Here is a 20,178-nt window from a genome sequence, read left to right on the forward strand (position 1 = left end):
GTTCGGCGTGTCATCATCCCCACGTACCAGCTTTAGCACTGTATAACGTATCCGGCATGCCGGAAGCCACTTGGGTTTACACCTTAATCCGATGAAAACTGTCCTGATCTTGGGCGTCTCTGGACGTCGTGAGATCAGTGGCCTGTGTTTATACAGGAGCCTCGCCTAACGAGATGCTGCAAATAATACGCACAACCCTCTGTTGTGCGGGCGGCATGATTATCCAATACCGCAGGGAGGTCAACCCCGCAGCAACCATTAAATGGGGGATGGCAACAGCTTGTTACAATTGGCAGGAAATAACGCGAAACCGGTTTGCAGAGCAGCGATAACAGAAAAGGCCCCAAAGGGCCCCTTCATTAGCGGATATAGTCAAATAGCGTCAGACGACTTATCTTGCTGAAAGAGAGTTGCGAAGCACTCAATGCCGCATCCTCTTTGGAGAGCGTCGAAATAACCTCATAGAGATCCGCTTCCGACACCTTGGCTCTCGCCTCTGAGTTGAGGGTGCTGAGCCCTTCATTGGAGCCCATAACCTGCTCCAGACTGTTCATCCGGCCACCCAGCTCACCCAATCCATGATCGATATTCAGGCGGGCATTTTTCATATGGACGGTGGCATCGGCTATTTTCTGCTCGAACGTCTCGGCAGAGATAGTGGGATCGCGCAGAGCCGTAATAAAATCCGACATACCGTTCAATATATTGTCATTTTTCGGTGGATTGAGGTCAAACTGCTGAGCCGCGCCACCGGCTGGCAGATCAATGGTCAACTCCAGACCATTGAAAGGGATCTTGGTACCGGCAGTATAGTTACCCGTTTGCAGGGTATTGCCACCGCTATCCTTGATATCATAGGTATCCGGTGGACCGATTGTCGTTGATACGGTATAGGTGTTGCTGGGCAGTGCCGAGTTGTAATTGGATTTGAAAAAATTATCAAAATTACCCTGATCGCCGATCCCGACCTTGATATTCGCGGTGGTGGCACTGGCGGTTCTTCGGGTCGCCACAATTTCAAACAGATCCTGTCCCGAATCATTGGCAGCAATTTGCACTGTGGGTGATACCTGAATATTTCGCTGGCCAGGATCGCCCTGATAAATATATTTTCCGTTGGCGTCTTTGATATAAGGCTGGGTCTTGCTCTGATTGCCGCCAAAGATGAATTCACCCGAGGAATTCTTGCTATTCATCAGGTCGAACATCTGCTGCTGCAACCCTTCCAATTCGCTGGCAATAGCCTTGCGATCATCGTCACTGACCGCGCCATTATTGGATTTCTGAATCAGGGTCTGGGCACTGAGCATCGCCGTATTGAGAGAATCCAATACCGTCTCTTCATGTCCCAGGCTGTTTTCCAGCAAGCTGCCATTGACCCCATACTGCTTGAACAGGTCGATCTCCTTGGTCAACGCCATCTTCTGGCTCATCCCCGCAGGATCTTCGCCGGCAGTCTGAAATTTATTACCGGTTTGCAGCTGCTGATACGCCTTGTCTAACCGCTCATTGGCACTGTTGAGGGAATAGATATTCCGGTCATAGATCATGTTGGTGGTGATGCGCATGACGTTACCTCACGGACGAGAGCAGAGTATCAAAAATGGTTTTGGCCGTGCTGACCACCTGAGCAGAAGCAGCATAGGATTGCTGAAAGCGGATCAGATTGGCTGCCTCCTCCTCCAGATTGACCCCTGACACGCTTTCAAAGATACCGGTACTCTGGATAAGCTTGGACTCATTGGCCTTGAGCAAGGTTTTTGCCTGACTGGTATTGTTACCGACTTCCATCACCAACCCGGAATAGGCCTGATTAAAGGTCATCTTGTCGTTGGTAGTCCCACCATTGGTGCTCTTGCGCACCAGATCCTTGTTTTGCAATTCGGCCAATGCCAGACCATTGCTGTTATCGGCAAAGCCATTGCTGTTGTAACTGAGCTTGAAGCTATCGTTAGCATTCACCGTTCCGGTGATACTGAACTCGTAGCCAGGGATCTTTTGGGGATTAGAGTAGACAGGCCCAATGGCAGGTGGAGGGAGTTGCAAGGCGGCCATCAAATTTTGGCCCTTGCTGGCTGCTGGTGCTACTCCCATCAACGTACCCACTTGGTCATAGACCTCGTAGTCGCCGCTGTTGTTTATTTTGACCACCTGAGGTGCCGCGGGATCAAGCGTATTGGTGCCAAAGCCAGATCCCGCCCCTGTATTGAACACCCCCCCCAGCTTGATATCAGCACTGCCGATGTTATTGGTCGTCTTCTCGGCTTTCAGCGGAGAAGCCAGAGCAAGATCTTCCGGCCGGGTGATCAGCTGGCCAAGGCCCGCCGCAGCACTCTTGGTAGGTTGCAACAACAATTTGTCACCCGCAGCCGGAGTACCGGTGAGGTCGATTGAAATACCGTGACCGGTGAGTTCAAACGTTACAGGAGGGGTGGTGCCAGTCGCTACAGAGGTGCGATTGCCCGACTTGTCCAGCGAGAACACCTCATAACCGGTTGCGCTGCTAAAGCGCACTTCGTAATCAAATGGCGTGACTGACGTCCCCTTGCCCGGCACGAAGCTGACATTTGCCCCGACCGTCCCGGTATTACTGCCGTATGGCAATCCCTTGCTGGTCGGCAGGGTGAAGATATCGCCGCCAATCTCGTTATCCAGATCCATCCCTAGGCGGTTCTGCTGGTTCAAGGCATCAGTCATCGCCACGGCCAACTGCCCCAGCTCGCGCTTGGTGGGCTCGAGGTCGGTACGAGCCTTGAACAGCCCGCCCATGGCCCCACCAAATGTATCGTGATCGATGGTTGCCTGATTATCCCCCAGAGTCAGTTGCAGCTCCTGATCCCGGGAGTCAGGATCCCCGGCAATCAGCTTGAACTGGGCGACGCCCCCATCGAGGATCAACGAATGGCCAGTGCTCATATTGACCAGCATGCTGCCGTTGGATTGGGCAACGGTGCGAATGTCCATCTTCTCAGACAGTTGGCGGATCGCCTCATCCCGCTGATCAAACAGCATCAGGTTCTCTTCGGGTGAGCCCTGGGTGCGGATAATGGCCTGGTTGAGATCATTGATGCTGGTGAGCAGGCTGTTGACCTGCTTGGTTTCATCTTCGATGCGTGTGTTGAGAGTATCGCTCTGCTTGTCGAGCTGCGCCGAGAGGGTATGGAAGCGGTTGACCATACCGCTCAACTCCGTCATCGCCACCTTGCGACCACCGATCTCGGCGGGCGATTCATTGGCAGAGTGAAATGATTTGAAATAGGAGGTAATGGCCGCCCCCACACTGTTGCTGGTATCCCCCAGCAAGCTGTCAACACCCGCAAGTTGTTCGTAATGGGTCACAGAGGCGTGATAGGCGGAGGTATCCCGGCGCACCTCCCCCTGCATATAGTCGTTGATCACCCGCTGGGTCTTGATATCACCGGTACCAAGCCCGATGGAATTGGTAAACACCAGCGTACGCTCACGCACATAGCCCTGGCTATTGACGTTCACTATGTTGTTACTGGTGGTCTGCAGCAGGCGTTGCTGCGCCAGCACGCCCAATGAACCAATCCCAAGCAGGTCGCTTGCCATATGTTACAGCTCCATCTCGTTGTATTGGGCAATGGCATCACTGCGCAATACCTGTTTCAGTTTTCTGGCGTAGTGCGGGTCGGTGGCATAACCCGCCTGTTGCAGCGCCTCGAAGTAGCGGTCCGGGCTATCCACCTTCGCCAGGGCCCCCTTGTAGCGAGAGCCGGAGGTGAGGAAGTCCACGTAGTCATTGAAGCTCTCTTCAAACGACTCATAGGAGCGAAATGCCGCTTTCTGACGGGAGGCAACGCCTTGCTCATACTCCAGCGTGCTGACCACCGCCTTGGGCCCTTCCCAGCGCGGATCTGCCTTGATGCCAAACAGGTTATGGGTCACCTGCCCCTCGCCATCCTTGATCACCCGCTTGCCCCAACCGCTCTCCAGTGCCGCCTGAGCGACCAGTACCGCCGGGCTTAGCCCCAGCTTGTCGGCCGCTTTTTTGGCCAGCGGCATCAGGCGATTGACGAACTCTTCCGGCGTATCGAACTCCTTGCCCCCACTCCCGCTGGCACTGCCCTCTTCGCTGACAACCTGCCCCATGGGCGGTATGCTGCGGTGTGGTCGATGGGGCATCGTGAGCCCGTGGCTCTCCTTGGCCCCCTCCGCCATCTCTTTCTCAGCAAAATCTTTGCCAACTTTTGATACAGCGATCAAATCGTCGGCCGCCGCCGTGGGTGGCTGATAGGGTTTGTAGGTCCGTTCGGTACGCTGCGGCATCTTGAGCACCCGCCCATCCTGATGGGTAAAGGTCTCGGGAGAGAGCTGCTTGACCACCATGTCAGCCAGTCCCAGCCCCCCCTTGCTCGACATGTCGGCAACCCGCTGCTCATCCAGCATCCCTTCATAGAACTGGGTATAGCTGCTGTTCATCGGGTTGTCCTGAGTCAACACCCCGTTGGCCTGACGCATGCTCTGAAACAGCATCTGGGTAAAGATTGACTCGAACTGGCGCGATGCACTCTTGAGCGCTTCGGCCTGCCCTTCTTTGCTTTGGCTCATCTGGCGCAGACGGTCCAGGTTCTTGATGTCCTGTACCATCCCAAGATTCATGCCGCTGTTGGTGTCAAACTCCGCCATTTTGCTTACCTCATTGCCACCCGTGGCAACCACTTGCCGCTTGTTACAATATGACCAGTTGCCCCTCGATGGCGCCTGCCTGCTGCAGCGCCTCGAGGATGGCCATCAAATCACCGGGGGCGACCCCGACCTGATTGACCGCGCGGACCAGATCGTCCAGGGTCGCACCGGTATCAAACTTGAACATCCGCCCCGGTTCTTGCTGGACATTGATGGTCGAGTTGTTGGTCACCACCGTCTCTCCCCCCGATAGCGGGTTGGGCTGGGAGACCTGCTTATTCTCGGCGATGGTCACCGTCAGCCCGCCGTGGCTGATGGCCGCCGGTTTGAGCTTGACCTGACTGCCGATAACGATGGTGCCGGTACGGGAGTTGACGATAATTTTGGCCGCCTCATTGGCCGGATCCACCTCCAGATTCTCGATGGTGGCGAGATAGGAGACGCGCTGACCCGGATCCCGCGGAGCATAGACCTTGACCGATGTGGCATCGAGCGCCTGAGCGGTATTGGGCCCCACCAGATCGTTGACCACATCGGCCAGCCGGCGCGCAGTGGTAAAGTCGGGCCGGTTAAGGTTGAAAGTGATGGTGTCCCCCTGACTGAAGGAGTTGGGCACCTCCCGCTCCACGGTGGCACCGTTGGCAATCCGCCCGACGGTCGGGGTATTGACCACCACCTTGGAGCCATCAGCCCCCTCGGCCCCCAGACCACCGACCACCAGACTGCCCTGCGCGACTGCATAAACCCGACCATCCAACCCTTTCAGGAAGCTTTGCAGCAGGGTACCGCCGCGCAGGCTCTTGGCCTCGCCGATGGCAGAAACCGTGACATCAATGGTCTGGCCCGGTTTGGAGAAGGGTGGCAAGTCGGCATGGATCGCCACCGGCGCCACATCCTTTATCTTGGGCTTGATGTTATCCGGCACCTTGATGCCAAAGTTGTTGAGCATGGTGCGGAAAGTCTGCTCGGTGAAGGCGTTGTTCTTCTCGCCAGTACCGGGCAGCCCCACCACCAGGCCGTAACCAATCAGCTGGTTGTTGCGCACCCCTTCAACCGAGCTGATGTCCTTGATCCGGGCAGCGTTAGCCATGCCCAGAGGGAGCAAACAGCAAAGCAGAGTGACAAGACGGAGTGACTTCATAACATCTCCTAGAGCGGCCACCAGGGGCCATTGAAAAAGCTGGTCAGCCACCCTTGCTCCTGGCTATTGGCCAGATCGCCGGTACCACCGTAGTAAATGCGGGCATTGGCCACCTTCTGGGACGAGACGCTGTTGTCAGACGTCACATCCTCCGGGCGAATAAGGCCGGTGATCCGGATATATTCATTGCCATTGTTGAGCATGATCCACTTCTCGCCGCGCACCACCAGATTGCCGTTGGGCAGAACCTTGGCCACGCTGACCGAAATATTGCCCTGCAGGCTGTTGCTCTGATCCGCCTTAGCCTGGCCCTTGAACGCGCTGTCTTGAGCAATGGAAGCCGAGAGATCATAGGGGCTGGCGGTCACGGGCACGCCACCCAACTTGACCGGGTCCAGATTGAACTTGTTATCCTTGCCACTCTGGGTATTGGCTTTTTTCGAGGCCGAGGTCGATTCCGCCAACTCGATGGTGATGATGTCACCCACCTTGTGCGCCTTGATATCCGAATAGATGCCATTGACCTGATCCGGTTGGAAAATCGCCCCTGTCGGCCGCACCGAGACCGGCTCCGACTCCCCATAAACGGGGGAAAACTCGGGATCATCAGGCTTGGGTGTATTGGGAGTACTGCTACACCCTCCCAGCACCAGCAATCCCAGCATCCATACGGCTTTCATCATGCGCCTCCTAATTAGGTACGCTGGATCAGGAAGGACATCATGCCGTCCACAGCGGAGAGCACCTTGGAATTCATCTCGTAGACCCGTTGAGCCTGAATGAGGTTCACCAACTCTTCGGTCACGTTAACGTTGGAGGTCTCCAGCATCCCCTGCTTGACCACCCCCAGACCATCGGCACCGGCGTTGCCCTGAATGGCGGCACCGCTGGACTGGGTCTCGACGAACATGTTCTCTCCCATCGGCTGCAAGCCGCTGGCGTTGACAAAGTCTGACAAGGTGATCTGCCCGACCACCTGAGATGCGCCATCGCCCTTGAGCTGCACCGAGACCTGGCCATCTTCGCCCACCGTGACGCTCTGGGCGTTTTCCGGGATCTGGATTTCCGGTTGCAGGGTGTAACCGTTGCCCGGCGTCACTATGGTCCCTTCATCGTTGAGGGTGAACTGACCGTTACGGGTATAGGCTGCACTGCCATCCGGCAGCTGAATTTCAAAGTAACCACGGCCACTGATCATCAAATCCAGCGAGTTGTCGGTGGTTTGCACGTTGCCCTGGCTGTGGTTTTTCTGGGTCGCGACCACCTTGGCACCCGCACCCAGCATCAAGCCGGAGGGGAGCTCGGTATCGGCAGAGGAGCGGCCACCGGGCTGGTTGATGTTTTGATAAAGCAGATCTTCAAAGATGGCCCGTGACTTTTTGAAGCCCACGGTGCTGGCGTTCGCCAAGTTGTTCGAGGTGACCGAAATATTGGTCTGCTGTGCATCCAACCCGGTCTTGCTGATCCAGAGTGCGGGATTCATAGGTAACTCCTTGATTAGCTGATTCGCAGCAGTTGGGTTTGAGCTTCATCATTTTCTTCGGCCGTCTTCATTATTTTGACCTGGGTTTCGAACTGACGTTGCAGCCGGATCAGGTTGGTCATCTCATCCACCACATTGACGTTGCTCCCCTCAAGGGAGCCGGCAATCAGGCCGACATTGGCCGAGGCGGCTTCATTCTGGCCATCCTTGCGGCGAAACAGACCATCTTGCCCCTTCTCCACCGCATCGGCGGCCGGGTTGACCAGCTTGATCCGCTGGAAATCTTCCGGCAAGTTGGCGGCAGCCCCTTCCGGTCGACCACTGATGGTGCCATCCCGATTGATCTCGAGTTTCTCCATCGGCATCGGCAGCACGATAGGCTGACCCCCGTCGTCCACCACATTCAGGCCGGTCGAGGTTTGCAAGTTGCCAGTCGCATTGACCTGCAAATTCCCCATGCGGGTATAGGCTTCACCGCCCTTGGGATCCTGCACGGCAATCCAGCCCGGACCATCCACCGCCACGTCCAGATCCCGTCCGGTGGTCATCAGCATGCCATGCTGCAGGTTCTGACCCGGACGCTCTGCCATGGCAAACACCCGGCTTGGCAAGCCTTCACCGAACGCCTGCATGCTCCTGGCCTGCTCGAAATCGGACTTGAAGCCGGTGGTATTGGCATTGGCGAGGTTGTTGCCCCGAACAGCCAGGCTGTTCATGGTCTCTTTGGCCCCGGACATGGCGATGTAAAGCAGGTGATCCATGGAATTCTCCGTCAAACAGATGACTCTGACAGGAGAAATGCAATTAGAGTGCCAACAGCAGAAATATGGGGGGGATAAGGAGGATGGGAATACGACAGAAACAGAGAGGGGCAAAGCCCCCTCTCATGATCATGGATTGCGCGATTAACGGATCTGCAGGATGGTCTGCTGCAGCGAACTGTTGACCTCCAGCGAACGGGAGTTGGCCTGGAAGTTACGCTGGGCAGTGATCAGATCAACCAGTTCGGAAGTCAAATCCACGTTGGACTGCTCTAGCGCCGATGACTTGATGGTGCCAAACGTGCCCGAGTTGGGTGTCCCCGGCAAAGCATCGCCAGAGAGCAGAGATTGTCGCCAGGAGGTATCGCCAACCTGAGTCAGCCCTTGCGAGTTGGCAAACTTGGCCATGGCAACCATCGCCACCTTGATGGTGGTAGCGTTACTGTAAGTTGCAGACACAATGCCATCCGGGGTGATCTCCACCTTGGTCAAACGGCCGACAGTAGAACCATCCTGTGTCAATTTGCTGACCTCAAAAGGTGAAGCATATTGAGTCACCGAATCAAGACTGATATCAATCTGCTGAGTCGGGTCGGCACCATTAGTAATAATGCCCGCACCAGTTGCACCGACAGTCCCAAGTGGTTCAGTTTTGAGCGTAGTAGGGATCATTCCCGTCATTTTACCATCAGACCCAAAGGTAATTTGGGCTGCTTTGGGTGCTGGGTTCAGGCCAGCAGCCATCGTCGGGGCGGTTCCATTGTCGATATCAATAGGCTTGTCACCCTGATAAAGATACATGCGCCAAGCAGGTGGGTCTGCTGGTTTGGTCGGATCAACGGTATCCGCATCCCTGACAAAATATTGAGTAATAGTATGAGGTTCTCCCAAAGAATCATAAATAACCACAGAGGTGGATGACGAATACGTTTTTGAATCTTTTGGATCAAATGTTGAAGGATTGAATGATTGCGGTTTGGTTGTTGAAGTTGAAGGTAAGTTGAAACTTGCTTCTATTTTAGTCGTCTTCACCGGTTCACCTGCACGATCCGGAATCTGGATCGGCTTGGTTGCATTGATACTAACTGCTTTCGGGCTACCATCAGTATTAATTTCATAACCTTGCAGATAATGCCCCTGATTGTTGACCATATAGCTGTTTTCATTGAGCTTGAAGGCACCGGCACGGGTGTAGGTGCGATCCAGGTTGGTCAGACCGTCAGAGGTCACAAAGAAGCCATTACCCTGAATCGCCAGGTCCAGTGCGTTATTGGTGAATTGCAGCGCCCCCTGATGGAACTGCTGGGCAACCGCGCCGGTTGCCACACCGTTACCGACCTGGGTCTTGGCATTGACAAAGATGGAGTTGGCGTAGACATCCGCAAACTCGGCACGGGACTCTTTAAAGCCCATGGTGTTAACGTTGGCAATGTTGTTGGCGGTGACGTTCAAGTCTTTTTGTGCCGCGTTGACACCGCTCAAGGCATTGTTAAATGACATATCCAGCTCCTTAGATCGATGCTGTCGACGTGGTTTTTGACGGTGTAACCGTCGGATTTGAATTGCTTCCTGAAATCTGCAGAATATCTTGCAAAAACGCGCTACCAAGGCCTCTCAAATTGAGGCGAGTAGGATTAGCAGCATTACCCAAGGCAACACTGTCCACCTTGGCATAGGCATATGCACCAATACTTTCAGACTTGCCATCGAGAGTGCCGCTGGCTTTGATGACATATTTTCCTGCGGCAACCCGTTTACCAGCCTTGTCTGTACCATCCCAAGCCACTTCAACGTTACCTTTTTGGTCTCCTTCCAGAGGAAACTCTTTGATAACTTGGCCCTTTTCATCTTCGATGGTAACTTTGATATTCGCGTATTTATTGGTAGTGCCAACAGCTACTACACCGGAAAATCCCCCCTCCTTGTCTAAATAACTCATATTGCTGTTCAGCAATACATTTTGACCAACCAAGGAGGATGCTTGCAGAGCCTGGCTGGATATCATCTGGTCATTAAGCTTGCCCATCTGGGTAGACAGACTACTGATCCCCTCCGACGTAGACATGGAGGCCATCTGGGAAAGCATCTGGGCATTGTCGACCGGCTTGAAGGGATCCTGATATGACAGCTGCATGGTCAGCAGTTTCATAAATGAAGCCTGATCCAGCTCTTTCTTCGGCGCCGTTGTGGTGCCTGTCGTCTGGGTCGTGGTACGGCTGATACCGTTCACATTATTGGTTGTATCGACCATGCTGCATCCCTCCTATCAGGACTTGCCAAGCTGGAGCGTCTGCTGCAGCATCTTCTTGGCCGAATCTGCAACTTGGACATTGGTCTGGTAACTGCGCGAGGCGTTGATCATGTCGGCCATCTCTTCAACCATGTTGACGTTCGGCTTGAAGATGAAGCCGTCTTTGTCCGCCATCGGGTGGTTGGGGTTGTACTCTTTAAGCAGTGGCGCCTTGCTCTCGACAATCCCCTTCACCTCAACCCCGACCGAGCCCTGCTTGTCAGACATCGCCTGATCGAGCTGGGCGGCAAAGACTGGCCGCCTGGCGTGGTAAGTATTTTCCACACTGGAGCTGACGCTGTCCGCGTTGGCCATATTGCTGGCAACCGTGTTGAGCCGCACCGACTGTGCGCTCATAGCCGAGCCTGCTATGTCGAAGACCTTGAACAAACTCATCACTGCTCTCCTTTCAGGGCCTTCAGCAGGCCACTGATCTTGCTATTCATAAATTCAAGGGAGGTTTGATACTCGAGGCTATTGCGCAGAAACTCGCTGCGCTCCTGCTGCACATCGACCGTATTGCCGTCACCGGTATCCGGTTGCAGCGGGTTGCGATATTGCACGGTACCCGGAGCGTCCATATTCAAGGCAAAATGCTTTTCGCTGGTCGTTGCCAGACCAAAACCCTGATGCGACTGGGCCTCCTGCAACGCCTGCGCGAAGTTGATATCTCTGGCTTTGAAACCCGGGGTATCCGCGTTGGCAATATTGCTGGACAGCACTTCAGCACGCTTGGCGCGAACGCTTATCGTGTGTTGATGAACACCGAATGCCTTGTCAAATGAAAGAGCCATAGCACACCTCCTGCTTGGTATATTTTGTTTGCAAGAGGTGTGCCATAAGCGAATCACTCAACTCGATGATCTGGGGATGAGTACATTGCAGACCAGAAACCACGGGAGTATCTCGTTCCCGCAGCCAGCTAACGTCTGGCTACCTCAGGTTGTTAACCATCTTGGCAGTGGTTGGAAATGGCTGGCAAATAGAGACATTGAGCTGTAGAGAAAGAAAGAGGGAAGCTAATCGCTTCCCTCTTTACATGAACTGGCAAGAACCCAGAATATCAAGGCTATCAGGCCTATTTGACCTTGTAGACTATCCCCGGATTACAGCGGATCATCTCGAACCGGTCGGTCAATCCGGCCAGTGATTCCGACGCCCCCAACATCAAATATCCACCAGGATTGAGGCTGGCAGCAAACTGGTTGAGGATCTTCGATTTCACTTCCGGCGCAAAATAGATGAGCACGTTACGGCAAAAAATGATGTCAAACTTGCCGAGCAGGCTGTAACTTTCCAGCAAATTGATCGGCCGGAAGGTGGTCAATTTTCTGACTCGCTCCACTACCCGCATCTTGTTGTCGCCGTAAGGCTCAAAAAACATCTTCTTGCGCTCGGGTGACAACCCGCGAGCCAGTGCAAGACTGTCATAAATGCCTTCCTTGCACTGGTTTAGCATAGTCGTCGAAATATCCGTTCCGACAATCTGGACGCCACCGGGCAAGGTGCCCGGCTTTTTCATCTGTTGCTCCAGCGCCGTCATGGCGATGGAGTAGGGCTCCTGACCTGACGACGATGCCGCAGACCAGATCTTGATGGGGCGGCCGCTTTTCCCCAATTCCGGGAAAATCTTGTCGGTAAGCAGTTGAAACGGATAGGTATCACGAAACCAGAGGGTCTCGTTGGTTGTCATGGCATCCACCACGGCCATTTTCAGGTCACGCTCTCGCACACTCATTGCACGGGTAACCAGATCAGACAGACTCTCGATGCCAAACTGAGCCATCAACGGTGAAAGACGGCTCTTCACCAGATACTGTTTGTTATCACCCAGCACGATCCCGCTCTGAACCGCCAGAAAGTTGCTGAACTGTTTGTATAAGTCGTCCGAAAGTGTCTTCATGCAGCTGTTCTTCTTTATTAGAGTGCGTTTTGTACGGCCTTGGCCAATTCATCCGGTTGGAACTTGGCGATGAAATTGTTGGCCCCCACTTTCTGCACCATGGCCTGGTTGAATACCCCACTGAGGGAGGTATGCAGAATAACATGCAAATCCTTGAGATTGGGATTATTCCGGATTTCTGCAGTGAAGGTGTAACCATCCATTTCCGGCATTTCGATATCCGAAATCACCAGCGCAATCTGATCCTTGATGGGGCCATTTTTGGCCATTTCCAGCAGCATATTCAGTGCTTCACGACCATCTTTTGCCAGCACGCACTCGACCCCGATGGCTTCGAGCGCACGCTGCACCTGTTTGCGCGCAACAGATGAGTCATCGGCAACCAGCACAGGACGTCCTAGGGTCGGGTGGTCGACACTAGACTCCACCAGCTCTTTGCTCACTTCGGTAGAGACCGGGGAGATCTCGTTGAGAATACGTTCAACATCGAGGATCTCTACCAACTCGCCGTCCACCTCGGTGACCGCCGTCATATAGTTGATGCGCCCCGCCCCTTTGGGCGGCGGCAGGATCGACTCCCAGTTCATATTGATGATGCGCTCGACCGAATGCACCAGAAAACCCTGAATGGAGCGGTTGTACTCGGAGATAATAATGAAGCACTTGCTCAAATCTTCAATCGGACGCTTGCCAACCGCCATGCTGAGATCGATGACCGAAATCGTCTGGCCACGAATGTGGGCGACCCCGCGAATGCAGGAGTTCAGTTTGGGCATCACGGTCAAGGGGGGGCACTGCAACACTTCACGCACTTTGAATACGTTGATGCCAAATCTTTGACGTCCGTTGAGACGAAACAACAACAACTCCAGCCGGTTTTGTCCCACGAGCTGGGTACGCTGGTTGACCGAGTCCAGAATACTGGCCATAAACACTCCCTAAAAACGCTTGGCATTAATCATGCATGCGTGATGGATTGCGTCAGACTATCGATGTGACAACGAACAGATTCTGAAGCAATCATAGTTAAATATGGTGATATGCGTGAACAACTTATCGACCAACGAGCGAAAATGATTAACCGACTTTTACTCATCAGCCTCTTTTTTAGCAGCATATCTTCCAGCTACGCCTCGGACGTCACTACTTATCTGCAAGAAAGGGCACAAGAGTTCGTTTACAGCCAGCTGGATGTTCCGTTGGATGCCAGAGCCGAGGTTACCCCTGCCACGCTGGATGAACGGCTCCCACTGACCCGCTGCGAAGATCTGCTCACTATCAGCTTACCAGCAAAAATGGAAATTCGCCGCAATACAACAGTTTACCTTAAATGTGAGGAAGACAAACCCTGGGACGTCTATCTCCCGGTGCGGGTCAGCATTCAAAAACCCTATGTCACGGTGGCCAACCCCATTGCCAAGGGGGATCTGCTGAGTGAAAGCCAGCTGGTCCTGGCCTATCAGGATCAAACCCTGATCCGCGGCGACTACCTGACTGACACGGCTCCTCTTATCGGGGTGCGCAGCAAGCGGGAGCTAAAACCGGGGCAGCCCATCCGTTTGAGCCAGGTTTGTGTAGTGTGTAAAGGGGATCAGGTCACTTTGACGGCAGAAAACAGCAACTTCCAGATCAAAACCATGGCCCGAGCCTTGCAAGATGGCAGCTTCGGAGAGATCATCAAACTCGTCAATATTCGCTCCGGCAAAACCGTTGAGGGTAAAGTCAGTGCTGTGGGTGCCGTATCGGTCACGTTTTAAATTCGGATCCTTGACAACTTTTTTCTAAAGTTTTGACCTGCAGCACCGATAAACAGGTAAGCAAACCTTAAAGCAGACGAAGGTAACTAAAATGGCCATCAACAATATCAACAACTTGGCGAACAATCGGTTGCAAAATACCGCTAATAGCCAGGGAACAGGCAGCAAGTCAGTCACCTCATCGCCCGAAAACAAAGCGGCTACTGTCAAGCTGGACTCCGTCTCCTTGACCAGTGAGGCGCAACAATTGCAAAAAATGCAACAAAACCTCAATACCGCCTCGACCGGCAATGAGAGCAAGGTCGAACGGCTGAAAAAAGCCGTCGCGAGTGGCGAATATCAGGTCAACAGCAACGCTGTTGCCAAGAAGATGTTCAGTTTCGAGGCCAATCTGGACAAAGTTCTGGGATGATGGACTTACCTTCGTTACTGCACACCCAAGATGATTACCTCAGCCAGATGCAAGGCATTCTGGAAGAGGAGTTCAGCTTGCTCGAGCAGCATCAGGCACTGGCCCTGCCTGCACTGACCGAGCGCAAACAGCAGTTGCTTGCTGCGATAGAAACCCTGGACAAGACGCTGGCAGAGATGCCGGAACTGGCACTGCAGCTGGCAGCCTATCCCGACGAGATAGCGCAGCTTCGTGCAAAACTGGATGCCTGCCAGGCACAAAATGATATCAACGGTCGATTGCTTGAATTGAGCATGGTTTCCAACCGTCGTCTGGCAACCTTTCTGAGTCAGTTGCGAGATCGCAACAGCCTGACCTATGACGCCAAGGGCAACACTCGCTCTGGCACCCGCTCCTACGGTATCAAGGCCTGACATCTCTTATCAGGCCTTGCATTTTTGCTGTCCGTTTTAAAACACCAGTCGCAGCAACTCTCGCCCATCCTCACACGCATTTACGCGTAGCACCCCGTCTTCATAGCACCCGTAACTGGCAGGCAGCTCGCCGCGCGGGAAACAGATCGATCCCGGGTTCATCAATACCCGATCCCCCTGCCACTCCAGCACCGGCACATGAGTGTGGCCACTCAGGAACAGACTGCCCGCCGGAAGCTGTACCTCGTCCGGACGGTAAAGATGACCGTGGCTGACAAACCAGCGCCGCTCATCGACCAGCAGCTGGTTGTAGGGGGCGGTAATGGGAAAGCGCAACAGCATCTGATCCACTTCGGAATCACAATTGCCTCGCACCGCGATGATCTGCGGTGCCAGCTCGTTGAGCCGATCGGCCACCGCAGCCGGGTTATACCCCTCCGGTAGAGGATTGCGCGGGCCATGGTTGAGCAGATCGCCGAGCAGCAGATAGTGATCCGGCTGCCAGGGCTCAAGTTGGGTCAGCACCCGCTCCAGCGCAATGATGCTGCCGTGGATGTCGGAAATGATGGCAAGTTTCATGAAATGCTCCTCACTGCGGGCTGAAATAGAGATCCTTGGTGGCAATCGTCCCTTTCAAATTCTGGCTGGGCAGCCCTCGCAGCGCGGGATCGACCAGTCTCATCTGATTGTAATGATATACGGGGATGATCGGCGCCTCTTCGAGCAGCAACTGTTCGGCATGGCGGTACAGTTCACCCCGGCTCGCACTGTCCAGCGTGTTGGCCGCCTGCTCCAGCAGCAAATCAAAATCGGGATTGCAGTAGCCGCTCTCGTTGCGCAGATCCTGACAACGGAAGCTGCCCAGCATGGCTGACGGCTCGACGTAATCGCCAAACAGGAAGCTTCTTGCCACCTGAAAATCACCGCTATCCTTGGCCACCTGATAGGCGCCCCACTCCAGACTGTTGAGGGTGACCTGCACCCCCAGCTTCTGCCACATGGCGGCAATGGCCATCGCCATCTGCTTGTGGGTGTCGGCAGTGTTGTAGGTAATGCTCAGCTTGAGTGGATTCGCACTGTTATACCCGGCCGCAGATAGCAGGGCTGCCGCTTTGGCCTGCCGAGTCGGCATATCTTCGAGCGCCACAGGCAATACCACCCGGGGATAACCCGGCATCTCCGGCAACAGCGACCATGCCGCCTGCTCATCCTGCCCGCTCACTGCCCCAATAAGCTGCTGTCGATCAACCGCCATGGAGAGCGCCTGACGCACCCGCACATCCTGAAGTTCCGGGCGCTTCAAATTGAAGGCGTAGAGATAGGTGCCAAACAGCGGCAAGCCCCACAGCCGCTGCGGGGATTCACGCTTCATCTTCTGGTAATAGCCGAGGGAGACCTTGTTGGTGAGCTGGATTTCACCGGCCTCATAACGCAGCCGCTCCGCATGTTGCGAGGTGATCGGCAGGTAGGTGACCCGCCCGATACGGGTGTGCAGGTCGTCCCAGTAGTGGATATTGCGCTCGGCTTCGATCCGCTCGTTCGGCGTCCAGCTTGCCAACCGATAAGCACCATTGCTGACCAGCTTGCCGGGCTCGGTCCACTGCTTGCCAAACTGGGCTATCGCCTTCTGATTGACTGGCACAAAGGGGCGCTGACTGATGAGCTGCAAAAAATAGGGGGCGGGCCGCTCCAGAGTGATTTTTAGGATCTGGTCGCTTTGCGCCTCAATGCCCAGATTGTCGAGCTCCAGCGCACCGGCATAGATGGATTGCGCATTGTTGATCCCCGTCGCCAGCAGCAACCCGGCAGAAGGGGAATTGATGGCCGGATCGAGCAGACGGCGCCAGGCATAGACGAAATCAGCGGCCACCAGCGGCTCGCCATTGGACCACTTCAGTTGGGGGCGCAGGAAAAATCGCCACTCCAGCCCATCGTCACTCACCTCCCAGCGCAGTGCCTGAGCAGGTACGATATGCCCCTGCCCGTCATCGCTGACCAGCCCTTCAAACAGATCGACCAGTACCGCCTCCCCCGGAAAACCGGATCGCACTAGCGCCGGATCCAGCGACTCCGGCTCGGCACCGTTGCCCTTGACCAGGGTTTGCCGATCGGCCAGCAGAGGCTGCTGCTCAACGGTGGTGGCATGGGCCAGGGGCCCTGTCAGCACGGCAAGCAATAGCGGGGAGAGCCAGCGTTGCGCCAGCTTGGGGAAGAAACCATACCTCATGACAAAACCTCGAATAAAACCACTGCAGGAGGGGAAGGCCGACGGCGCGCCTGATGAATGCCTGATGCCGCTCTTGTTATCCCCGAAAACGCCCCGTATTGTATCGGGCTTGCCCGGGAGATGGAGTCTTTCGGGTTAATTTTTTCAGGAGTTTTTATGGGTTATGAGTGGCTGGCCCTCGCATCGGCCAGTTTATGGGCAGTTGCAGCGCTAATTTCGGTCAAACCGGCCCGTCATCTCGGCGCATTTGCCTACAGTCGCTGGCGCATGTTTCTGGTCAGCCTGATGCTCGGCACCATGAGTCTGCTCACTGGCGGCTGGCAAACCCTCACCGCAAGCGCCCTGCCCCTGCTCGCCATCTCGGGGCTGGTCGGCATCTTCATCGGCGACACGGCGCTGTTTGCCTGCATGAACCGGCTGGGGCCAAGACGCAGTGCCCTGCTCTTCTCCTGCCATGCGCTGTTTTCCGCCCTGCTTGGGCTCTGGCTCTTTAATGAACAGCTGACGGGCTGGCGACTGCTGGGGGCCATGCTGGTCTTTGCCGGCGTGATGCTGGCGATCCTGTTTGGCAGACGCAGTAGCAGCAACGAGTGGGAGCAGATCCGTGGCAATCTGGCGCTGGGGATTGGCCTTGGCCTGACGGCGGCACTGTGTCAGAGCGTGGGTGCCATCATCGCCAAGCCGGTGATGATGAGTGGTGAGGTGGATGCGGTGAGTGCATCGGGTATCCGGATGGGCAGTGCCCTGCTGGCCCACTGCGTCCTGCGGCTGGGACGCTTGCCACTGGCGATGCCGCTCAAACCGGTCAATCGCCAGATCCTCGCCATGATTGCCACCAACGGTTTTCTGGCGATGGGGCTGGGCATGACGCTGATCCTGATGGCACTGCGGCAGGGTGAGGTGGGCATGGTAGCGATTCTCTCCTCCACCACGCCGGTATTGCTGCTGCCGCTGTTGTGGTGGCACTCGGGGGAGCGGCCATCCGTTGCCGCCTGGGCTGGGGCACTGATTGCCACCTTGGGCACGGCGCTGGTGCTGGGTTTCAGCACTCACTGACACCCGGCACCATCCCTGATCAGAACAGAGCGATTTCCTCAGCGGTCAGCTCGCGGTATTCACCGGGGGCCAGCTCTTCATCCAGCGTCAGGCCGCCCACCCGCTCGCGATGCAAGCCAACGACCTTGTTGCCGATGGAGGCAAACATCCGCTTGACCTGGTGGTACTTGCCTTCATGGATGGTCAGGCGGGCCTCGCACTCACCGAGGATCTCCAGCTGGGCAGGACGGGTTTTATCGGTCTCGTTACGCAGGTAGACCCCTTCGGCGAACAACTCAATCGCATCCGGGCTCACCGGATCGGCCAGCCAGACGTGATAGGTCTTGGCACATTCGTGGCGCGGTGAGGTGATGCGGTGGGACCATTGGCCGTCGTCGGTCACCAGCACCAGACCCGTGGTATCGAGGTCGAGGCGACCCACCACGTGCAGCTTGCCCATCGCCGGCTCATCCATCAGGAAGAAGACGGTCGGGTGATCCGGATCCTCGTTGGAGCAGACATACCCTTCCGGCTTGTGCAGCATGAAATAGCGGTTGCGCTGCTCCAGCGTCAGCACCACGCCGTCAAACTCGATCTGGCTCTGCTCATTGATATGAAAGGCGGGCTGCTTGACCACAATGCCATCCACCATGACCTCACCCTGACGGATCAGTTTGCCTGCCAGCGAGCGGGTCAAATCGGAACAATCGCACAGAAATTTATCAAGCCGCATTCACAACCTCGGAGTCCAACAAGTAAAGGGGCGTCATTATATCGGGCGAGGGCGACAACGCCACTGTTAAGGGGTTGCCAATTATGACGAAGTGGTCATCCAATGTTACACTTCTCCGGTGTGACCCATCCGAACGATACTCATAATAATAAAAGTCAGGAAGCCCTCATGAAGTCTCAAGCATCCTATCCCGTCATTCCCGTCAACCAGCTGAAACCCGGCATGTATGTGATTGCTATCGCCAGCCAGACAGGTGGGATGGAGATCGCCCAGATGGGCATGGTGACCAGCGTGGCACAAATTGCCAATCTGGTACGCCAGGGGGTGCTCACGGTGCGCATCGATCTGGCCCGCAGCAAGCTGGGCAGCGCCGAGAGTGACGCCGTTATCTCCCCCGACCTCAATGCCAACAGCGCCCAGGCGGGACGCCGGGCCAGTGCCAACGGTGAAGGGCGGGAGCTGAAGATCCGCCGCCTTTACCAAGAGGCCCGCGAGCTGCAAGGCAAGTTCATTCGCCAGCTCAAGGCGGGTGAACCCATCGACATCACCCCGCTGGCCGAAGTCGCCGAAGAGATGGTAGACACCATGTTCAGCCACGGCGATGCGATGCTCTGTCTGGCCCGTATTCGCGCCAAGGATGCCTACCTGATGGAGCACTCCATGAACGTGGCCATTCTGCTCGCCAACTTCGGTCGCTATCTGGGACTGGAACGCAGCGTGTTAAAGGAGCTGACCCTGGGTGGCCTGCTGCACGACGTAGGCAAGATCATGACTCCGGACGAGGTGCTCAACAAACCGGGCAAGCTGACCGACGAGGAGTTCGCCATCATGCGCCAGCATGTGGTGCACAGTTACGAGATCCTCAGCAATACCCCGGGCATCACCCCCACCATGCTGGAAGTGGCCGCCAACCACCACGAGCGACTCGATGGCACCGGCTACCCGCAACGGCTCAAAGGCGATCAGCTCTCGCTCTATACCCGGATGAGCGGCATCGTCGATGTCTATGATGCCATCACCGCGGATCGGGTCTACAAAGCGGGCATGCAGCCGACCCAGGCGTTTCGCATCCTGCTCAAGGGGATCAATCAGCACTTCGATGCCGAACTGGTGACCAAGTTCATCAAGTGCATGGGGGTCTATCCGGTGGGAACGCTGGTGCAACTCTCGAACCAGCGCTTGGCCATCGTGATGCAGCGCAACGAGCAGCAACCGCTCAAGCCGGTGGTCAAGGTGATCTATCACGCCACCCAGCGTCACTACCTCGAGGTGCAGTGGCTGGATCTGGCCAAATCGGGTGTGCAGGAGAGCATTGAAAATACGGTCGATCCCAAAGAGTTTGGCATCAAACTCGCCAACTTCTTCTAATCCCT

At 55.5% G+C, this 20,178-nt stretch carries 21 protein-coding genes and 1 riboswitch; of the genes, 5 read left to right on the forward strand and 16 right to left on the reverse strand.

The window, feature by feature from the left end:
• Positions 1–10: 10 nt before the first annotated feature.
• Positions 11–180, reverse strand: a riboswitch (M-box (ykoK) riboswitch).
• A 179-nt stretch (positions 181–359) separates the two neighbouring features.
• The 13 genes from flgL to PG888_RS06920 form a co-directional block, all read right to left on the reverse strand.
• A complete protein-coding gene (flgL, locus tag PG888_RS06860; RefSeq protein WP_182939317.1) occupies positions 360–1,568 on the reverse strand; it encodes a flagellar hook-associated protein FlgL in 1,209 nt (402 codons plus the stop codon).
• A 4-nt stretch (positions 1,569–1,572) separates the two neighbouring features.
• Entirely contained in the window at positions 1,573–3,573 is a 2,001-nt protein-coding gene (locus PG888_RS06865; protein ID WP_182939316.1) for a FlgK family flagellar hook-associated protein, read from the reverse strand.
• Positions 3,574–3,576: 3 nt separating this feature from the next.
• Entirely contained in the window at positions 3,577–4,650 is a 1,074-nt protein-coding gene (flgJ, locus tag PG888_RS06870) for a flagellar assembly peptidoglycan hydrolase FlgJ (RefSeq protein WP_182939315.1), read from the reverse strand.
• A gap of 43 nt (positions 4,651–4,693) precedes the next feature.
• The gene (locus tag PG888_RS06875) at positions 4,694–5,791 is read right to left on the reverse strand and encodes a flagellar basal body P-ring protein FlgI (RefSeq protein WP_111806608.1); all 1,098 of its coding nucleotides are present in this window, start codon (positions 5,789–5,791) and stop codon (positions 4,694–4,696) included.
• An 8-nt stretch (positions 5,792–5,799) separates the two neighbouring features.
• Complete coding sequence (gene flgH / locus PG888_RS06880; protein WP_042057417.1) at positions 5,800–6,471, reverse strand: flagellar basal body L-ring protein FlgH; 672 nt, start codon at positions 6,469–6,471, stop codon at positions 5,800–5,802.
• A 14-nt stretch (positions 6,472–6,485) separates the two neighbouring features.
• Positions 6,486–7,274, reverse strand: coding sequence for a flagellar basal-body rod protein FlgG (gene flgG, locus PG888_RS06885; RefSeq protein ID WP_042657135.1), 789 nt, complete (start codon positions 7,272–7,274; stop codon positions 6,486–6,488).
• A gap of 14 nt (positions 7,275–7,288) precedes the next feature.
• The gene (gene flgF, locus PG888_RS06890; RefSeq protein ID WP_042012589.1) at positions 7,289–8,035 is read right to left on the reverse strand and encodes a flagellar basal-body rod protein FlgF; all 747 of its coding nucleotides are present in this window, start codon (positions 8,033–8,035) and stop codon (positions 7,289–7,291) included.
• 144 nt (positions 8,036–8,179) lie between these two features.
• Entirely contained in the window at positions 8,180–9,535 is a 1,356-nt protein-coding gene (gene flgE / locus PG888_RS06895; RefSeq protein ID WP_182939314.1) for a flagellar hook protein FlgE, read from the reverse strand.
• 10 nt (positions 9,536–9,545) lie between these two features.
• Positions 9,546–10,286 (reverse strand): flagellar hook assembly protein FlgD, encoded by a 741-nt coding sequence (locus PG888_RS06900; RefSeq protein WP_058053724.1) that lies wholly within the window; start codon positions 10,284–10,286, stop codon positions 9,546–9,548.
• A gap of 15 nt (positions 10,287–10,301) precedes the next feature.
• Positions 10,302–10,721 carry a flagellar basal body rod protein FlgC gene (flgC, locus tag PG888_RS06905; protein ID WP_005350658.1) on the reverse strand — a complete coding sequence of 140 codons (420 nt, stop codon included), beginning with the start codon at positions 10,719–10,721 and terminating at the stop codon, positions 10,302–10,304.
• On the reverse strand, positions 10,721–11,119 hold the full coding sequence (flgB, locus tag PG888_RS06910; protein ID WP_005334169.1) for a flagellar basal body rod protein FlgB: 399 nt from the start codon (positions 11,117–11,119) through the stop codon (positions 10,721–10,723). Before flgB ends, flgC begins: the two co-directional genes overlap by 1 nt.
• 284 nt (positions 11,120–11,403) lie before the next feature.
• Positions 11,404–12,228: a CheR family methyltransferase gene (locus PG888_RS06915; protein ID WP_042657132.1), complete on the reverse strand. Its 825-nt coding sequence runs from the start codon at positions 12,226–12,228 to the stop codon at positions 11,404–11,406.
• 17 nt (positions 12,229–12,245) lie between these two features.
• The gene (locus tag PG888_RS06920) at positions 12,246–13,157 is read right to left on the reverse strand and encodes a chemotaxis protein CheV (protein ID WP_058053723.1); all 912 of its coding nucleotides are present in this window, start codon (positions 13,155–13,157) and stop codon (positions 12,246–12,248) included.
• Positions 13,158–13,301: 144 nt separating this feature from the next.
• Between PG888_RS06920 and flgA the strand changes: the two genes are divergently transcribed.
• The 3 genes from flgA to PG888_RS06935 all read left to right on the forward strand — a co-directional run bounded on the left by flgA (position 13,302) and on the right by PG888_RS06935 (position 14,810).
• Entirely contained in the window at positions 13,302–13,985 is a 684-nt protein-coding gene (gene flgA / locus PG888_RS06925) for a flagellar basal body P-ring formation chaperone FlgA (RefSeq protein ID WP_270693056.1), read from the forward strand.
• Positions 13,986–14,076: 91 nt separating this feature from the next.
• The gene (gene flgM, locus PG888_RS06930; protein WP_139734022.1) at positions 14,077–14,397 is read left to right on the forward strand and encodes a flagellar biosynthesis anti-sigma factor FlgM; all 321 of its coding nucleotides are present in this window, start codon (positions 14,077–14,079) and stop codon (positions 14,395–14,397) included.
• On the forward strand, positions 14,394–14,810 hold the full coding sequence (locus PG888_RS06935; protein ID WP_042657130.1) for a flagella synthesis protein FlgN: 417 nt from the start codon (positions 14,394–14,396) through the stop codon (positions 14,808–14,810). Before flgM ends, PG888_RS06935 begins: the two co-directional genes overlap by 4 nt.
• 36 nt (positions 14,811–14,846) lie before the next feature.
• On the opposite strand, the gene yfcE is transcribed toward PG888_RS06935, so the two are convergent.
• Positions 14,847–15,389, reverse strand: a complete 543-nt coding sequence (yfcE, locus tag PG888_RS06940; protein WP_182939313.1) for a phosphodiesterase — start codon at positions 15,387–15,389, stop codon at positions 14,847–14,849.
• Positions 15,390–15,399: 10 nt separating this feature from the next.
• Positions 15,400–17,037 (reverse strand): peptide ABC transporter substrate-binding protein, encoded by a 1,638-nt coding sequence (locus tag PG888_RS06945; protein WP_182939312.1) that lies wholly within the window; start codon positions 17,035–17,037, stop codon positions 15,400–15,402.
• Between the two features lie 156 nt (positions 17,038–17,193).
• On the opposite strand from PG888_RS06945, the gene PG888_RS06950 reads away from it, so the two are divergent.
• Entirely contained in the window at positions 17,194–18,093 is a 900-nt protein-coding gene (locus PG888_RS06950) for a DMT family transporter (RefSeq protein ID WP_182939311.1), read from the forward strand.
• 19 nt (positions 18,094–18,112) lie between these two features.
• On the opposite strand, the gene rsuA is transcribed toward PG888_RS06950, so the two are convergent.
• Positions 18,113–18,805 (reverse strand): 16S rRNA pseudouridine(516) synthase RsuA, encoded by a 693-nt coding sequence (gene rsuA, locus PG888_RS06955; protein ID WP_075112075.1) that lies wholly within the window; start codon positions 18,803–18,805, stop codon positions 18,113–18,115.
• A 168-nt stretch (positions 18,806–18,973) separates the two neighbouring features.
• On the opposite strand from rsuA, the gene PG888_RS06960 reads away from it, so the two are divergent.
• Positions 18,974–20,173 (forward strand): HD-GYP domain-containing protein, encoded by a 1,200-nt coding sequence (locus PG888_RS06960; protein ID WP_182939310.1) that lies wholly within the window; start codon positions 18,974–18,976, stop codon positions 20,171–20,173.
• The last annotated feature ends 5 nt before the right edge of the window (positions 20,174–20,178 follow it).

Source organism: Aeromonas sp. QDB23 (assembly GCF_027707745.1).
In the GTDB taxonomy this organism is placed as follows: Bacteria; Pseudomonadota; Gammaproteobacteria; order Enterobacterales; family Aeromonadaceae; genus Aeromonas; species Aeromonas allosaccharophila.

Excerpts from the sequence above, each read along its gene's own strand:
- flgL (WP_182939317.1), bottom strand. The coding sequence starts at position 1,568 with ATGCGCATCACCACCAACATGATCTATGACCGGAATATCTATTCCCTC.
- PG888_RS06865 (WP_182939316.1), bottom strand. The coding sequence starts at position 3,573 with ATGGCAAGCGACCTGCTTGGGATTGGTTCATTGGGCGTGCTGGCGCAG.
- flgJ (WP_182939315.1), bottom strand. The coding sequence starts at position 4,650 with ATGGCGGAGTTTGACACCAACAGCGGCATGAATCTTGGGATGGTACAG.
- PG888_RS06875 (WP_111806608.1), bottom strand. The coding sequence starts at position 5,791 with ATGAAGTCACTCCGTCTTGTCACTCTGCTTTGCTGTTTGCTCCCTCTG.
- flgH (WP_042057417.1), bottom strand. The coding sequence starts at position 6,471 with ATGAAAGCCGTATGGATGCTGGGATTGCTGGTGCTGGGAGGGTGTAGC.
- flgG (WP_042657135.1), bottom strand. The coding sequence starts at position 7,274 with ATGAATCCCGCACTCTGGATCAGCAAGACCGGGTTGGATGCACAGCAG.
- flgF (WP_042012589.1), bottom strand. The coding sequence starts at position 8,035 with ATGGATCACCTGCTTTACATCGCCATGTCCGGGGCCAAAGAGACCATG.
- flgE (WP_182939314.1), bottom strand. The coding sequence starts at position 9,535 with ATGTCATTTAACAATGCCTTGAGCGGTGTCAACGCGGCACAAAAAGAC.
- PG888_RS06900 (WP_058053724.1), bottom strand. The coding sequence starts at position 10,286 with ATGGTCGATACAACCAATAATGTGAACGGTATCAGCCGTACCACGACC.
- flgC (WP_005350658.1), bottom strand. The coding sequence starts at position 10,721 with ATGAGTTTGTTCAAGGTCTTCGACATAGCAGGCTCGGCTATGAGCGCA.
- flgB (WP_005334169.1), bottom strand. The coding sequence starts at position 11,119 with ATGGCTCTTTCATTTGACAAGGCATTCGGTGTTCATCAACACACGATA.
- PG888_RS06915 (WP_042657132.1), bottom strand. The coding sequence starts at position 12,228 with ATGAAGACACTTTCGGACGACTTATACAAACAGTTCAGCAACTTTCTG.
- PG888_RS06920 (WP_058053723.1), bottom strand. The coding sequence starts at position 13,157 with ATGGCCAGTATTCTGGACTCGGTCAACCAGCGTACCCAGCTCGTGGGA.
- flgA (WP_270693056.1), top strand. The coding sequence starts at position 13,302 with ATGATTAACCGACTTTTACTCATCAGCCTCTTTTTTAGCAGCATATCT.
- flgM (WP_139734022.1), top strand. The coding sequence starts at position 14,077 with ATGGCCATCAACAATATCAACAACTTGGCGAACAATCGGTTGCAAAAT.
- PG888_RS06935 (WP_042657130.1), top strand. The coding sequence starts at position 14,394 with ATGATGGACTTACCTTCGTTACTGCACACCCAAGATGATTACCTCAGC.
- yfcE (WP_182939313.1), bottom strand. The coding sequence starts at position 15,389 with ATGAAACTTGCCATCATTTCCGACATCCACGGCAGCATCATTGCGCTG.
- PG888_RS06945 (WP_182939312.1), bottom strand. The coding sequence starts at position 17,037 with ATGAGGTATGGTTTCTTCCCCAAGCTGGCGCAACGCTGGCTCTCCCCG.
- PG888_RS06950 (WP_182939311.1), top strand. The coding sequence starts at position 17,194 with ATGGGTTATGAGTGGCTGGCCCTCGCATCGGCCAGTTTATGGGCAGTT.
- rsuA (WP_075112075.1), bottom strand. The coding sequence starts at position 18,805 with ATGCGGCTTGATAAATTTCTGTGCGATTGTTCCGATTTGACCCGCTCG.
- PG888_RS06960 (WP_182939310.1), top strand. The coding sequence starts at position 18,974 with ATGAAGTCTCAAGCATCCTATCCCGTCATTCCCGTCAACCAGCTGAAA.